Here is a 15,774-nt window from a genome sequence, read left to right as displayed (position 1 = left end):
TTGTAAAATTTATAAATGTTATAAACTATCTCTGACCCGTAAAAAACTAGCAAAACGCGGTAACCCATTTTTTGTTAAGCCATGAAATCGGTACGTTACAGTACTACCAATTTCCGGTGGAATGGAGCGCTGTGCATCATTAAACCCAGTACCAATAGAAAATACCTGCCCCTGCGCTGTTTTTACCCTTAATGCCCCTAACATTCCTTGATATTTACCTTTGCCTGGTAAGTGTGCAATTACAACCGCTTCTGCATCTAAATAAGGTTTTAATTTTAGTAATGCATTACTTCTTCCATTGCTGTGCTTCGCGCTGGCCAAATGAAGCATTACGCCCTCGCCGCCCTGCTTAGTTATGTTCTCAAAATACTCTGTAAGCTGCTCATTATTTGTAAAGCTATATTGACCTACTGCACTAATGTGCGGCAAGTTTAGGCTAGTAATTAGCTCATTATAGTTTTTATAGCGAGTGCTAAAAGGCAGATTTTTATCTGGCATATCAAATACTTTATAAGTAATAGTTTGCCAATCATGATTATTAGGTTTTTTAGTTCTGACTATGCCACTCAGCGCAGAAAAGTGCTCACGTTTAGTCCACAGCTCACCATCAAGCCATACATTTGGCAATGGCGCTGTAAACCAACTTGGCGCATTGATAATATTGCCCTTGCGAGTAACAAACTGCGTGCCGGTCCATATAGCTCTTACGCCATCATATTTTTCACTGACTAAATACTTACTTACATCATAATGCTTAGTTTCGTCATATACTTTAGCCAGTAAAACAGACGGCTGTGCTGCACTTATGCATTGCGTAAAAAGTACAATAACAATTAAAAGCAGGTGTTTAATAGTAAACATTGGCGCATCCAAGCATGTAAAAGTTGGCTTAAACTATAGTTGAGATTGCGCCCATTGCCAAAACTCATCTAAGTTGCTCATTTGATAGGTAGCTTGGCTAAAATCGTGATCTTTAGTATGGCTATTGGCAATGGCTACCACACGTAACAAAGCATTGTTGGCCGCCGTAACGCCGGTAAATGTATCCTCAACAGCAATTGCATTGCCTGCCTGTATATTTATCTGCTCAAGTGCCAGTAAATACGGATCCCCTGCAGGTTTAGGATTCGTTACATCATCTTTTGTAACCACCGTATCAAACAGCTCATAAAACCCTAAACCTTTAAGTATTGGCATAGCTTCACTTTTAGCACTGCCTGTTACTAGCGCCATTTTTAAGCCACTCTCTTTTACAGCTTTCAACGTTTGCTCTGTAAATGGCATCAGTGGCGGTAAATGTGTTACTACATATCCACCAAATAAACGGTATTTTTCATCTGCTAAAAATTGTGCACTTACCGATAAGTTATGCTCTTGCTTAATTTCGATTGCGGCTTCTAAAGTGGGCCGTCCCGAAAAGCGCTGACAAAAATCATTTTCTAAATAACTAACACCGTAAGGCTTAAGTAGTTTACTCCAGCATACAAAGTGCATACTTTCTGAATCAACTAATGTGCCATCCATATCAAATAATATTGCTTGTAAAGTCATCCTCATTCCTTATACCAACCTGCATAAATCTTTGATCAATTTAACGAATTAAATTGCACTATAACTTCGTTAAAAATTTTTTATTTAGAGCAACTAGATACAAAAATTTTTGCCTAGTTCTAGCGTAATTTTCTTAACGTTAAATAAAACCCATATATAAGCAGATTGGTATTATTTAACCTAAGCTAAATTTTGACAATAAAAAAAGGCGCCTTAAGCACCTTTTATATAAATACAGTTATTGCGTTAAGCCTGCTGGCGGCTCACCCATTGCTTCCTCACCCGTATCAACATCAACAAGCTCATAGCCACGCGTTTTGCGCATAACTTTAAGTACAGGTTTTTCAAATGCTGTTTTTAAACGCTCTGAGTCATCTTTTAATTCATCTAATGTTGTACCAAAAGGGGCTGCGCCTGTTTCTGACCAGTTAGTTACTTTGCCGTTCAAGTTATATTCCACTTCGTGTATTTGATATTGCGCTGCTTCGTCTTTCGTTGCTTCACAAAAAATTACACGGTAATTCCAAAATCCAGCCATTATCTTATCTCATTAAAATTAATTTACGCTACTTTACCAGCTTTAAAAAACATAAAAGCCTGCACAGGGCAGGCTTTTAAAAATCAATATAATTTAAAGCTAACTTTAGAAGAAGTTAACTTTAAACTCAGCGCCAACATAGCGTTCTTCATTAACCATTGCTGTGTTGTTATTAAAGTCGATTGCACCAATAGCAACTTGCTCATCAAATAAGTTACGAGCAAAAACAGCTACTTCGTATTCATTATCATCCTGAGCCCAAGTATAACCGGCGCGCACACCTACTTCTGTTAATGGTTTGCCTTCAAACTCAACCGCTTCATATAGGAAGAAGTTAACTTTACTGCGGTACGATACATCGGTGTAAGCGTAAAAGTTACCTTCGGCTAGTTCTTTTGAATAACGAAGTGTTATGTTAGAAATAAACTCAGGTGCATTAGGTAAGCTATTACCATCAATGATTGCTCTGCCATTTACTGTCGTATCAGTAATATGCAATGTGTCACGATCTGGTACAGGAATGGTAATGCTGTTATCTTTTAACTCTGTTTTGTTATAACTAAAGTTAAACGTGGCATTAAGCTCATCAGTTAATACCCACTCGGTATCAAGTTCAAAACCATAACCTGTTGTCTTATCTGCATTGAGCAAACTTGTGGTATTTGCAGTCCCACCTACAGCAGTTAATTGCTGATCATCCATAGTAAAATAATAAATACTCGCATTTACACGCCCGCGACCATCAAGTACGTCTGATTTGAAACCTGTCTCATATGAAGTAACAGTTTCAGAGTCAGCTGTAGTAACCTCGTCAGAGAACGTGATACGACCTTGAATACTAGGAGCGCGGAATGTATTTGCAACTCGTGCATATAAATTAACATCATCATTTAATTTATAAGACGCTGAAATATCCCAACTTACATGATCATCACTTACATCAGTTGTACGGGTGATATCGTTTGTACATTGTATCAAGTTATTTAGGCAGTCATCGCTAACTATTTTACGTACTGCTTCAAAGTCTTTTTCATCGTCTGAGTAACGAAGGCCAGCCGTTAGTTTTAAATCATCAGAAACAGTGTAATCTACAGAACCAAATACAGCCCAAGCTTTAGTATCTTGCTGTTGATTAACGTAACCGTTTAACGCGCCCCCAGCTAGAGTGTTATAGCCGAAGTTTTCAATCGTTACTGATTCATCAAAATAAAATAAACCGGTTTGAAAATTAACATCGCCGTCAAAGTTACTCGCTAAACGTAATTCTTGCGTGTATTGGTCGTGATCTGGTAAACCACTTTCACTTTCTGATGGGAATGGAATTGAACCTGGACCATGAAACTCACCTAAAAAGTCAGCACCATAACCACCATCAATATCGCCACGCGAGTTTACTTCTGCGCTTTCCCAACCTGAAATTGAAGTAATTGTATAATCATTAAAATCATATTCTAGCTTTAAGCTTAAACCTTGTGCATCAACAGTTTGCTTTTCACGTGCTGCTGCATCGTGGTAAACAACTTTATAATCAAAGTCATCAACTAGATCGTTAGTGCCACTTTTAATTGCATTCGCACGAAATGGAATAGGTGTGCCATCCATATTACGTACGTGATAATTAAGTAAGGCTGAAAAATCATCTTTTTCATATAAAAATTGGATACGTGCAGCTCTATCGGTATAACCACCTAGCACATCGTCTTGTTCAAAACCTGGTGCACGGTTATCAATAAAATTATCTTTGTCTTGCCATAAAACAGAAACACGTGCAGAAAGATTATCCGTTAAGCCACCGCCTACAGCACCTCTAAAATCTACAGCACTGTCAGTACCATATGATACTGAACTAAAACCTTCAAATTCTTGGCTTGGCTTAACTGAATCAAATTTTACAAGACCAGCCGGTGTATTACGGCCAAACAATGTACCTTGCGGACCACGTAAAACCTCTACGCGCTCAACATCAAATACAGGGAAACCTTTTAGAATCGCATTTTCTTGAACGATATCGTCAACAACCAGTGACACAGGTTGTGATGCATTTAAATCAAAGTCGGTATTGCCTAAACCACGAACATAAAAACGTGGAAATGTACGGCCATAAGAAGACTCAATCGCTAAACTTGGAATTTTCGCATTCATAAAGCGAATATCCATACCGGCAGAGCTATACACATCAAGGTTATCACCTTGTAATGCAGATACTGCCACGGGTACTTCTTGAGCGTTTTCGACACGTTTACGAGCGGTTACTTGAATAACTTCTAATTGGTTGCTCTTTTTAGCTGTTTCTTGCGCAGCTAAAGAAGAAAATGAAGTACCTGCTACTGCAGAGAACAACGTTGCGTTAATTAGGGTTGCTAACGTAGATCGTTTCATTGCTTTCATGTTGGGTTTAACCTTTTGTGTGCACTCTTATTCAACGGTTTATGTGTTGCGCAATTTATACCATGGAGGTAGATGCGGGTTCGACCAATTTTTCGCGTCTTGCTATAGGCTGCGCGGACCTTATTATCGAGAGTACAAAAACGATGTTATAAGGCTGAACGAACGATCGATATTATACCACCACGTAATAATTTTACTGCAAAAAGATGAGCAAAAAAGTAAACTCTTTTGCAACATTTAACTACACGTTATGCCATTTTTATACATTTAAAGGCATAAAACACAACAAATAAGGACATATGTCCTTATAAAAAAACACCAAACAAAGTAGCCACTTGCACTTTTTAAACAAAAATGAAAAAACACGAACATAGTTTGAAAATAAAAGAGCTGCACACGGCAGCTTTATTTTTTATGGACTCAGATAACTGAATGTTTTTTATTTGATACGCTTAAGTGCAATTTCTCCATCTATATGAATATCACGCTGCGGGAAAGCAATCACTACATCATGCTCTTCAAATACAGCGTAAATACTAAAGCGAATATCACTGCGTACTTTTCTAAGCATAGTCTCCGACTCTGCGCATACCCAAAAAATAGCGTTAAATACAAGTGAGCTATCTGCAAAGTCATCAAATAGTACTGACGACTTTGGATTAGCCAATATAGCTTCATGGTCATCAAGTACTTGCTGAATTAGCTTTTTAACCAGCAGTACGTCCGATCCGTATGCAACACCAACGCTCACCGCTGAACGCGCATTACCATCAATTAGTGTCCAGTTAGTTACTGTATTTTCTAATAGCTGGCTATTGGGTATCAGCATATGCACACCATCGTTTCGGCGTATACGTGTTGAACGTGTATTTATTGTTTCTACCACACCTTTTGCATTACCTACTTCTAAAAAGTCACCAATACGAATTGGTCGCTCCCACATCAATATCCAACCACTTATAAAGTTGTTGATAATATTTTGTGCACCAAAACCAACGCCAATAGCAATAGCGCCCGATACGAATGCAAATGCAGTAACGGGGATACTAAGCACTTCTAAGGACGTAAAAACTAAAATAGCAATGCTTATAATAAAGTAGATACGAGTGAATAAATGCACCGCGTCTTGGCTTAACTTTTTTGCTAGTAAGGTTTTTTTATCAACTTACCAATACGCGTAACAACAAACCAAATAGCGAAAAGTATTAAAGGTACTTTAATGATTTTTGCAACGGTAATATGTACATCGCTGTAACTAAATACAACAAAGGCAAGAATTTGGTTTATGTGTTCTAACGTCATTTATTTTCCAATACAAGCAAGGAGCGCTTTAAAGTTAAATCGCTATAGAGTGAAAGTGATTCAGTGTTGGGTAAGTTTAGCACGTCATAATATAACTTAAACACACTGTTAATAAGTTCAATATGCACTGATTTAACTCCTACTGCAGCAAGTCCCCTCTAGTTATTAAAAAGTGGCGCGAGGTTTGTAACCTAGTGGGCTCAGTAAAAACCGAGCAAAGCTTCCGCATCCTGCTCACGCCCCTTATCTACATCCTGTAAGCAACAAAGAGTTAATCGTCCTTAGAAATAACCCGACGGGCTGACGAATCCCCAAAACGTGACAGGCACAGCAATTTATGATCTTATGTAAATCACCACAACCCACATAAGTCACAACTGCTATGCCTGACACATCAGTTTGCCATAAGTACTTTAAACATGCATTAGCGCCATTCAATAATGCCAGAGTAAAAACATTACTAAGCTGCAGTAATGCATTAATTTCGGGCAATAAACTTACCTTAACTGAAATCGGCAGAAATTTGTCTGGCGCTGTGGATGTAAAACATAAAATAAAACGCGTTGATCGCTTCTTAAAAAATACTCACCTCTACAATGAAAGGGTCGCTATCTATAAAGCATTAGCTCATCCTATTATCGACTCTTTACCAATGCTTGCAATTGCCGTTGACTGGAGCGGTGCCTGTGGTCACGACTATCACTTACTGCGAGCAAGCTTACTTGTGGATGGGCGCTCTATCGTGATTTATAACATGATTGTTGAGCAGAAGAATTTTGATAGCCCAGCAACCAACAGCCTGTTTTTAGATGAACTTTATGAAGTGCTTGGACGACATCCTAGTGTCTATATTGTAACAGACGGCGGCTTTCTTACGCCTTGGTATAGTAAAGTACGCGAACTTGGTTGGCATATGATAGGTCGATTAAGAGGCTCAATGAAGTGTAAACTAGCCATGCAATCACAATGGCATACATTAAAACAACTTAGGGCTGGTGCCAGCGATATACCAAAGGCGTTAGGTCAAGCAAGACTAACTCAGTCCAGCCCGACAGCATGCGATGCATTTTTACACGTATATCATGGAAAAAATAAAGGAAGAAAAGGAAAAAGCAGATTTACGAAAGATACAAAAATGTATCAAAACTTAGCGAAAGAGCCATGGTTACTCGCGACATCAGACAATACAATGACGAGTAAGCGAGTAGTTGGTTTATATAGTAAAAGAATGCAAATAGAGCAAAATTTCCGCGATGACAAAAGTTTGAGATATGGTTTTTCGTGGCGTTTTAGTAAAAGCACCGGCATAAATAGAATAGGAATATTATGCTTGATAGCCACAATAGCGAGCACTGCGTTATGGTTTATAGGGTGTGAAGCAGAAAAAAGAAAGTGGCATATAAAATTTCAAGCAAATAGTGTTAAGAATCGCCGAGTTCTTTCATTTTTAACCTTAGCCAAGCAAGTCATAAAGCTATGTAAGAGACGTATTACACAAAGCTATATAGAAAAAGTTTAAAAAACTTTATTTCTAATTATCAAAAAGAGGCCGCTGGATAAAGTGGGGATCCCTCAGCCCGACGGGCAGCGCATGCTTGGTCTTTGTGCTACGTTATCGCCTATTTATGGGGAATAATCACACTTCATAGGCTCTGCCTTGCCTAAAAACCAAACATACTGATGCAAGTTCAACACGCCCTAACCTACATTTTAGAGCATCGTAATAAAATAGGGTGTCTACTTGCATAGCAAGAGTAAATGTATAAACAGCGCCTCTTTTGATACTCAGCAGTAGTTAAAACGATGTTTTAGAGCTGTATTTACCTACCTAAATGCCTGTTATTAGCTAATTTGCGTTCAAATCCCGCTTAATATCGATAAACTTTATTGTATATAAATCAGAATTTGGTAAGTTAACTGGGTTTTTAAACTCATAAAGCCTATTCCGGCTAATCTTTCTATGGAGTTATTATGCGTAAGACACTGATCGCCACTACTATTGCTAGTGCCCTAATACTATCGGCCTGTTCATCAGATGAAACAACAAAAACGGCAGAAGAAGGCGCAGCACAAGTGCAAGACATGAACGCAAACAATGTTTTATTTAAACCAAGCCCATTGCAATATATGGCGCCAGAATTTGATAAGTTTGGCACAAAAGACTACGAAGCAGCGTTTGATGCTGGTATTGCACAGCACACAGCGCAAATTGAAGCTATTGCTAATAACCCAAAACCTGCAACATTTGAAAATACATTAGTTAAAATGGAGCTATCAGGCGAGTTATTGAACCGCGTATCGGCTGCTTTTTACAACTTATCGGGTTTAATTTCAGATGACGAATACCAGCGCATTGATGAAAAAATGGCGCCGGTATTATCAGCTCACTCAGACGATATTTACTTAAATGGTGCATTATTTAAGCGCGTACAAACAATTTATGACAATCAAGATAAATTAAACGCAGAAGATAAACGCCTAGTTGATTTTTACTACAAGCAGTTTGTAAAAGCAGGTGCTAAATTAAACGACGCTGAAAAAGCTAAAATGCGTGAAATTAACTCAGAGCTAGCTCAGCTATCTACTGCGTTTTCACAAAACATTTTAAAATCATATAAAGAAGACGTCATTGTCGTTACTGATAAAAGTAAATTAGCCGGTCTTTCTGAAGGTGAAATTGCTGGTCTTGCAGCTTCTGCTAAAAAGGCGGGTAAAGACGGCTACATGATCACGTTAGTAAATACAACGCAACAGCCTATTTTAAGCAGCCTTGAAAACCGCGACCTGCGTGAGCAAATTTTTAAAGCTTCTGCAAATCGTGCTGCAAAAACTAACGGCCCTATCATAATTAAAGAAACCAACCTACGCGCTCAAAAAGCAGAGCTTTTAGGTTATAAGGATTGGGCTTCTTATGTAATGACATCGCGTATGGCGCAAACAACTGACAATGTATATGGCATTCTAGACGACCTTGCGCCAAAAGCAGTTGAAAAAGCCAAAATAGAAGCAGCCGCTATTCAAAAAGTGATTAACGATTCAGGCGAAAGCTTTGAGCTTAAACCATGGGATTGGACTTTTTATGCTGAAAAAGTACGTGCAGAAAAATACAACTTAGACCCAGCACTTGTTAAGCCATACTTTGAAATGCAGTCGGTAATTCACGACGGTTTATTCTTCGCGATGAATAAACTATATGGCATTACGTTTAAAGAACGTAAAGATCTTCCTGTTTATCATGAAGATGTAACTGTATACGAAGTATTTAACGCTGATAACAGTGCTATTGGCTTATTTTACTTAGACCCATATGCACGTGAAGGTAAACGTGGCGGTGCATGGATGAGTGCATACGTAAGCGAAAGTGGCTTAAAAGGTACTAAACCAGTTATTTACAATGCGCAGAACATTCCAAAACCTGCTGCAGGCGAACCTACGCTAATGACGTTTGACGAAGTGTCTACTATGTTCCATGAATTTGGTCATGCTGCACACGGTTTATTCTCAGATGTTAAGTACCCAAGCTTAGCGGGTACTGCAACGGCGCGTGACTTTGTTGAATTTCCGTCGCAAGCAAACGAAGATTGGATGATTGAACCAACGGTACTTGCTAACTACGCTAAGCATTACAAAACAGGTGAGCCAATTCCACAAGCCCTACTTGATAAAGTACTTGAATCGCAAAAATTCAACCAAGGCTACGGCACTACCGAGTATTTAGCCGCTGCACTACTTGATATGGAATGGCATTCATTTGGTTCTGATGAAAAAATTACTGATGTTCAAAAGTTTGAACAAGACGCGCTAGAAAAACACGGTATTGCTTACTACCCTGTTCCACCGCGTTACAAATCAAACTTCTTTAGCCACACATTTGCAGGTGGTTATTCAGCAGGTTACTACGCGTACCTATGGACTGAAGTGTTTGCAGCAGATGCCTTTGCACATATGGAAAACAACGGCGGCTTAACACGTAAAAATGGTGACAAGTTCCGTAAAGAAATCCTATCAAAAGGTAACAGCCGCGACTTAATGCAAAGCTACATTGAGTTTAGAGGTCAAAAACCAACTACCGACGCATTACTTAAGCGCCGTGGTTTAGTTGAGTAAATAACTTAATTTATTAAGCTCACTTTTATAAAAGCCCGCTTGCGGGCTTTTATTGTTTATACCCTCACATATAACAGATAAACTTAGCTCAATATTTATTAAAAGATGATGGTTATGCAGTACTTATTTACAGTCACTTTGCTATGGGCGTTTTCGTTTAGTTTAATTGGTGTGTACTTAGCAGGACAAGTTGACGCTTGGTTTAGCGTATTAATACGCATAGCACTGGCAACACTGATTTTTTTACCTTTTTTAAAGCTCAAACAAACGCCTAAACCTTTAGCCTTAAAGCTTATGCTGATTGGCGCTATACAACTTGGTGTTATGTATAGCTTTTACTACCACTCATTTTTATTTTTAACCGTTCCTGAAGTACTGCTATTTACTGTAATGACTCCTTTGTACATTACCTTGCTAAATGATGCATTGAATAGACGCTTTAACCCACGCTTTTTTATAGTCGCGCTTATTGCTGTAATCGGCGCAATTACTATTCGTTACGAAAACCTAAATAACAATTTCATAATCGGTTTACTATTAGTTCAAGGTGCGAATATAAGTTTTGCTGTAGGCCAAGTCACCTATAAACGCTTAATGAATAAAAATCAACTTGATGATAAAACCGTGTTCGGATGGTTTTTTATAGGCGCACTTATTATTGCCATAATTTGTTATGCATTATTTGGCAATTCAAACAAATTACCAACCACTTCTACTCAGTGGGGCATACTGATTTATTTAGGGGTTGTTGCATCAGGCCTTGGTTACTTTATGTGGAATAAAGGCGCAACACTTGTCAACGTTGGAGCTCTAGCAGTCATGAATAACTTACTTATCCCAGCAGGGATTATTGTTAACGTGCTTATTTGGAACAGAGACGCTGACATAGTTAGGTTAAGTATTGGAGCAGCTATAATGTTAGGTGCATTATTGGTCAATCAAATGCTTAATAAAAAGTGAATTAATAAGTTTGTAGCTAAATTGTCATTAATAATCATTAAGGTAGTACAAATTTTACTTTTTAAGGATAAACAATGAAACGTATTACCTTACTTACAAGCTGTATATTGTTAGCCGCACTTGCAGGCTGTGATGACGATGTAGAAATAGTAGAAAAAGAAGTGGTTGTTACCAACACCGAAGTGGAAATTGTTGAAGTACCTACGCCCATTGTTGTAGAGGTTGCTGAAGGCGCAAATATTCAGCTAGGCACTCGCCCCGACTATTTAATTGATGATATGGCGCAAAGCACACTAAAAACAAAATTAGAGTCATGCAGCGAAGGGCCATTTTATCGTACTGATTTTTCCATTGGTCATCGCGGTGCGCCAATGCAATACCCTGAGCATACTAAAGAAGCCTACATTGCTGCAGCCAGAATGGGCGCAGGCATTGTTGAATGCGATGTTACATTTACAAACGACAAAGAGCTTGTTTGTCGCCACTCTCAATGCGATTTGCATACCACGACTAATATTTTAGCCATTCCTGAACTTGCAGCGAAATGCAGTGTGCCATTTACACCAGCCGATCCTGCTAATGGTATTGCTGCATCAGCTAAATGTTGTACCAGCGACATAAGCTTAGCGGAGTTTTTAACCCTTGAAGGTAAAATGGATGGTGCAAACACTAATGCAACTACCGTTGCCGATTACATGGATGGTACACCAAGTTGGCGCACTGATTTATATGCCACCAACGGCACATTGATGACCCATAAACAAAGCATTGCACTGTTTAATGAGCTGGGTGTAAAAATGACCCCAGAACTAAAATCGCCACAAGTAAGTATGCCATTTGATGGAATGACACAAGAGCAATATGCGCAAAAAATGCTAGACGAGTACACACAACTGGATGTGCCAGCCTCAAAAGTTTACCCGCAATCATTTAACCTTGATGACGTAAAATACTGGATTAACAACAACCCTGACTTTGCAGACAAAAGCGTATATCTAGATGGTCGCGACAGTGAAGCCGGTTTTGATCCAAGTAACCCGCAAACATGGCAACCAAGCATGGATGAACTTGTTGCCGATGGCGTTAAAATTTTAGCCCCTCCTATTTGGATGATGCTAACAATAGATAGCGAAAACAATATCGTCCCCTCGCAATATGCAATTGACGCTAAAGCGGCAGGTTTAGCGCTTATTGCATGGAGCCTTGAGCGATCAGGCCCGCTAAATGAAGGCGGCGGCTATTACTATCAATCAATTGCTGATGTTATAGATAACGATGGCGATATGATGACGGTTGTTGATGTACTTGCAAAAGACGTGGGGGTCATGGCTATATTTTCAGATTGGCCTGCTACGGTAAGTTATTACGCCAGTTGTAATAAAATGCCTGCAAGTATTTAATACCAATCTGCTTATATATGGGGTCTATTTAACGTTAAGAAAATTACGCTAGAACTAGGCAAAAATTTTTTTATCTAGTTGTTCTAAATAAAAAATTTTAACGACGTTATAGTGAAATTTAATTCGTTAAATTGATCAAAGATTTATGCAGGTTGGTATAAATACTCAACAACAAGAGTCGTTTATTTTATCGCGCTCAGTTACCATATCATTATATATAATTTTATTTAACTGAGCGCTTTTATGATAATCCAACAACATAATGCTGACTTGCCAACATCTACAGGTTTAATGCGAACAACTGTATATCGCCCTCAAGCGCAAGGACAGTTCCCTGCTATCATTTTTTATTCTGAAATATTTCAGCAAACCGCCCCGATTGCACGCAGCGCAGCTATTTTAGCAAGCCATGGCTTTGTGGTGTTAGTCCCGGAAGTATTTCACGAGTTAAACCCTATAGGCACTGTGCTTGCTTACGACGATGCAGGTAAAGACAAAGGCAATGCCGACAAATGGGCAAAACCACTTGAGCATCATGATAGCGACACGCAAGCCATTATCGACTTTATAAAGCAACAAACTTACTGCACAAGCACCGTAGGCGCAATGGGCGTATGCATTGGCGGACATTTAGCTTACAGAGCAGCACTTAACCCTGAAATTAAAGCGGCTTTTTGTTTATACGCTACTGATATTCACAGCAATACATTACCGGCAAAACTAGGCAACAACTCATTCGAGCGTATGGCTGATATACAAGGTGAAATTCACTTTATATGGGGAAAACAAGACCCGCATGTACCAAAGGAAGGCCGCGCTAAAATATACCAACAATGTGTAAGCACAAACATTAATTACCAGTGGCAAGAAGTTAATGCACAGCATGCCTTTATGCGTGATGAAGGTGAGCGATACGATGCAGCCCTTGCTATTAATATGTATCAACAAGCGGTTGCATTATTTAGCCGTACTTTATAAGTGCTTTATAAATATTTTAAAAGCGAAAATAATTAAACGCCTTTCAGCATACCTAAAGCGGTATGCTGTTTTACAAAGTAGGCTTTTAAGTAATCAATAAATAATCGTAGTTTTTTAGATCCCGCAGCCCCTGGCGGAAATACTCCGTACAGTTCAATATCTTTGCTTTTATAATCATCTAATATTATTTCAAGCAACCCAGCTTGTACTTTTGGCCACGCATCGTAAAGCGGAATACGCCCGATGCCATGCCCCGCTTCTACAAAGGCAGTACGTGCGGCTGCGTTATTAGTACTTAGCCCGCCTTGCATTGTAATATCGTGTTTTTTGCCATCTTTTTGAAGTGTTAATGTTTTACTCCCGAGCTGGTAAACGACCCATTGGTGCTCTGCTAGCTCTAAGGGCGTTTTAGGTTTTCCAAAATGTGCAAAGTATTCCGGCGCGCCACAAATACAGGTGCTCATTGTAGTCAGCTTGGTTGCCTGCAAGTTGGAGTCACTCAGCGCCACACCCCTAATTGCAAAATCAAACCCATTTTTAATAATATCGATAACGTCATCCGTAAGTTGTAAATCAATTTTAATTTTAGGGTATTGCCGTTTAAAGGTATTTATTGCAGGCACAATTAATTGCATTCCTACATTTACGGGGCAACTAATTTTAAGCAAACCTTGTGGCTCACTTTTTATATTTTCTATTTGTTGATTAGCGGCATTGGCTTGTTCGGTAATTATTCTACAACGCTCATAATAAGCAATGCCGGCTTCAGTGAGCGCCATGGTGCGGGTTGAACGATTTAGTAAAGTGATTTCAAGTTGGGTTTCTAATTTTTTTAAATGATAACTTGCCACGGCTCGCGTAAGCCCTAGCTGTTTAGCAGCAGCGGTTAAGCTACCCTGCTCTACAATTTGTGCAAATACCACCATACTTTTTAACTGCTCAAACGACACTTTCATAAACGCTCCACAATGTGTTTCAAATTCAACCCTTCAATTGTATCAATTATTAAATCAATAAAGTTAAATTTATCATCGTTGTTTAAAGGAGTGTTAGTGCATATAGTAATCGGTAAGCAAGATTACTAATTTAAATCATCAGAAGGAATATATTCAATGTCTAAAAAAATACTTATGGTTCTTACATCTCACGCAGAACTTGGTAACACTGGCGAAAAAACAGGTTTTTGGGTAGAAGAATTTGCAGCCCCTTATTACGCCTTTGTTGATGCAGGCGTTGAAGTAACGTTAGCGTCTCCAGCTGGCGGCCAACCACCCATTGATCCGACAAGTACACTTGCTGATTTTCAAACAGATGCAACAAAACGTTATGACGCAGATAGCGCAGCACAAACATTAATGGCAAACACTAAAGTGTTGAGTGAAGTGAATTCAAGCGATTTTGACGCTGTATTTTACCCAGGTGGCCACGGCCCATTATGGGACTTGGTTGACAACACAGATTCAATTTCACTTATCGAAAGCTTTGTAAAAGAGCAAAAACCGGTTGCTGCGGTATGTCATGCAAGCGCGGCATTTTTAAATGTTAAAGATGCTGATGGCAATGCGTTAGTAGCGGGTAAAAAAGTAACTGGTTTTACCAACTCAGAAGAAGCTGCAGTACAACTTACCGATATCGTGCCATTTTTAGTTGAAGACGAGCTAATTAAAAAAGGCGGCGATTATCAAAAAACTGACGACTGGGGCGTATTAGCACTAGTAGATGGTTTAGTAATTACCGGTCAAAATCCAGCAAGCTCTGAACTAGCTGCTAAAAAGCTACTAACTAAGTTAGGTTAATAGCGAGTAATAATTAAAATTAAGCACAGTATTTTATGCTGTGCTTTTTTAATTGCTTTTCATTAGCAAATACAATTCCTATACTGGCAACTCTTAAAGTCAATTAGGGCAATTATATGGCAACCAAGCCAACCACACTGTCATTACTAACCAGTACCCGTTTCGCAATTTTTAGTATTGTTGTTATTTGCTTTGTACTACAAGTAATTAATAGCCTCCCTGGTATAAGCTTAAATGGTTTAGGAATATACCCACGCAGTATCCAAGGCTTAATTGGCATACTATGCGCGCCTTTTTTACATGGTAGCTGGTGGCATTTTGCCAGTAACATGATCCCATTTGTAGTATTAAGTTGGCTAATTTGCCAATACAGCGTTAAGCGTTTTTATAATGTATTCATTTTTACCGCTTTAGTTGGTGGACTGTTAGTTTGGGCATTTGGGCGCAGTAACATACATGTTGGTTTAAGCGGTGTTATATATGGTTTGTGGGGATTTATACTTTGCTATGGCGTGGTCAGGCGTTCGTTAAAATCCATTATCATTGCTATTGCTGTTGCCATACTTTATAGCGGTTTTATATGGGGTGTTTTACCTCAGCGCTACCATGTATCGTTTGAAAGCCATCTATTTGGAGCGCTAAGCGGGTTGTTTTTAGGTTATAGATTAGCAAAAAACGATAAGCTAAAAGGTCGATGAGTTAAATATTAAACGAAACCTTTAATTAATTTTTTATGTCCCCATTTATGAGTAAG

The 15,774-nt window shown here is 38.9% G+C and carries 12 protein-coding genes and 1 pseudogene; 7 read left to right on the top strand and 6 right to left on the bottom strand.

Features of this window, described 5'->3' with window-relative positions; all coding sequences use genetic code 11:
• Positions 1-18: 18 nt before the first annotated feature.
• From P4S71_RS14335 to P4S71_RS14315, 5 genes and pseudogenes are all read right to left on the bottom strand, one after another.
• Positions 19-861 carry a DNA ligase gene (locus P4S71_RS14335; protein ID WP_337150880.1) on the bottom strand — a complete coding sequence of 281 codons (843 nt, stop codon included), beginning with the start codon at positions 859-861 and terminating at the stop codon, positions 19-21.
• Positions 862-894: 33 nt separating this feature from the next.
• Complete coding sequence (locus P4S71_RS14330) at positions 895-1,551, bottom strand: HAD family hydrolase (RefSeq protein ID WP_096793511.1); 657 nt, start codon at positions 1,549-1,551, stop codon at positions 895-897.
• 238 nt (positions 1,552-1,789) lie between these two features.
• Positions 1,790-2,089, bottom strand: coding sequence for a hypothetical protein (locus tag P4S71_RS14325; RefSeq protein ID WP_096793512.1), 300 nt, complete (start codon positions 2,087-2,089; stop codon positions 1,790-1,792).
• Between the two features lie 105 nt (positions 2,090-2,194).
• On the bottom strand, positions 2,195-4,477 hold the full coding sequence (locus P4S71_RS14320) for a TonB-dependent receptor (RefSeq protein WP_337150879.1): 2,283 nt from the start codon (positions 4,475-4,477) through the stop codon (positions 2,195-2,197).
• Positions 4,478-4,916: 439 nt separating this feature from the next.
• Positions 4,917-5,779, bottom strand: a pseudogene (locus P4S71_RS14315) (mechanosensitive ion channel family protein).
• 382 nt (positions 5,780-6,161) lie between these two features.
• On the opposite strand from P4S71_RS14315, the gene P4S71_RS14310 reads away from it, so the two are divergent.
• From P4S71_RS14310 to P4S71_RS14290, 5 genes are all read left to right on the top strand, one after another.
• Positions 6,162-7,298: an IS4 family transposase gene (locus tag P4S71_RS14310; RefSeq protein ID WP_337150878.1), complete on the top strand. Its 1,137-nt coding sequence runs from the start codon at positions 6,162-6,164 to the stop codon at positions 7,296-7,298.
• A 452-nt stretch (positions 7,299-7,750) separates the two neighbouring features.
• A complete protein-coding gene (locus P4S71_RS14305; protein WP_337150877.1) occupies positions 7,751-9,886 on the top strand; it encodes a M3 family metallopeptidase in 2,136 nt (711 codons plus the stop codon).
• Between the two features lie 114 nt (positions 9,887-10,000).
• A complete protein-coding gene (locus P4S71_RS14300) occupies positions 10,001-10,846 on the top strand; it encodes a carboxylate/amino acid/amine transporter (protein ID WP_007376881.1) in 846 nt (281 codons plus the stop codon).
• Positions 10,847-10,920: 74 nt separating this feature from the next.
• Positions 10,921-12,246, top strand: coding sequence for a glycerophosphodiester phosphodiesterase family protein (locus P4S71_RS14295; RefSeq protein WP_007376880.1), 1,326 nt, complete (start codon positions 10,921-10,923; stop codon positions 12,244-12,246).
• Positions 12,247-12,489: 243 nt separating this feature from the next.
• Entirely contained in the window at positions 12,490-13,224 is a 735-nt protein-coding gene (locus P4S71_RS14290; protein WP_337150876.1) for a dienelactone hydrolase family protein, read from the top strand.
• Between the two features lie 32 nt (positions 13,225-13,256).
• On the opposite strand, the gene P4S71_RS14285 is transcribed toward P4S71_RS14290, so the two are convergent.
• A complete protein-coding gene (locus P4S71_RS14285) occupies positions 13,257-14,180 on the bottom strand; it encodes a LysR family transcriptional regulator (RefSeq protein WP_007376878.1) in 924 nt (307 codons plus the stop codon).
• Positions 14,181-14,336: 156 nt separating this feature from the next.
• On the opposite strand from P4S71_RS14285, the gene P4S71_RS14280 reads away from it, so the two are divergent.
• Positions 14,337-15,020, top strand: a complete 684-nt coding sequence (locus tag P4S71_RS14280; RefSeq protein WP_008137014.1) for a type 1 glutamine amidotransferase domain-containing protein — start codon at positions 14,337-14,339, stop codon at positions 15,018-15,020.
• A 116-nt stretch (positions 15,021-15,136) separates the two neighbouring features.
• Entirely contained in the window at positions 15,137-15,718 is a 582-nt protein-coding gene (locus P4S71_RS14275) for a rhomboid family intramembrane serine protease (RefSeq protein WP_033031816.1), read from the top strand.
• The last annotated feature ends 56 nt before the right edge of the window (positions 15,719-15,774 follow it).

This window comes from Pseudoalteromonas sp. B62 (assembly GCF_037162565.1).
GTDB classification, from domain to species: domain Bacteria; phylum Pseudomonadota; class Gammaproteobacteria; order Enterobacterales; family Alteromonadaceae; genus Pseudoalteromonas; species Pseudoalteromonas fuliginea.
The sequence above is the reverse complement of the archived record's forward strand: the minus strand, read 5'-3'. Positions and strand labels throughout refer to the sequence as shown.

Bases quoted from the DNA above. Each gene is read 5' to 3' on its own strand.
- P4S71_RS14335 (WP_337150880.1), bottom strand. From the start codon at position 861: ATGTTTACTATTAAACACCTGCTTTTAATTGTTATTGTACTTTTTACG.
- P4S71_RS14330 (WP_096793511.1), bottom strand. From the start codon at position 1,551: ATGACTTTACAAGCAATATTATTTGATATGGATGGCACATTAGTTGAT.
- P4S71_RS14325 (WP_096793512.1), bottom strand. From the start codon at position 2,089: ATGGCTGGATTTTGGAATTACCGTGTAATTTTTTGTGAAGCAACGAAA.
- P4S71_RS14320 (WP_337150879.1), bottom strand. From the start codon at position 4,477: ATGAAAGCAATGAAACGATCTACGTTAGCAACCCTAATTAACGCAACG.
- P4S71_RS14310 (WP_337150878.1), top strand. From the start codon at position 6,162: ATGCCTGACACATCAGTTTGCCATAAGTACTTTAAACATGCATTAGCG.
- P4S71_RS14305 (WP_337150877.1), top strand. From the start codon at position 7,751: ATGCGTAAGACACTGATCGCCACTACTATTGCTAGTGCCCTAATACTA.
- P4S71_RS14300 (WP_007376881.1), top strand. From the start codon at position 10,001: ATGCAGTACTTATTTACAGTCACTTTGCTATGGGCGTTTTCGTTTAGT.
- P4S71_RS14295 (WP_007376880.1), top strand. From the start codon at position 10,921: ATGAAACGTATTACCTTACTTACAAGCTGTATATTGTTAGCCGCACTT.
- P4S71_RS14290 (WP_337150876.1), top strand. From the start codon at position 12,490: ATGATAATCCAACAACATAATGCTGACTTGCCAACATCTACAGGTTTA.
- P4S71_RS14285 (WP_007376878.1), bottom strand. From the start codon at position 14,180: ATGAAAGTGTCGTTTGAGCAGTTAAAAAGTATGGTGGTATTTGCACAA.
- P4S71_RS14280 (WP_008137014.1), top strand. From the start codon at position 14,337: ATGTCTAAAAAAATACTTATGGTTCTTACATCTCACGCAGAACTTGGT.
- P4S71_RS14275 (WP_033031816.1), top strand. From the start codon at position 15,137: ATGGCAACCAAGCCAACCACACTGTCATTACTAACCAGTACCCGTTTC.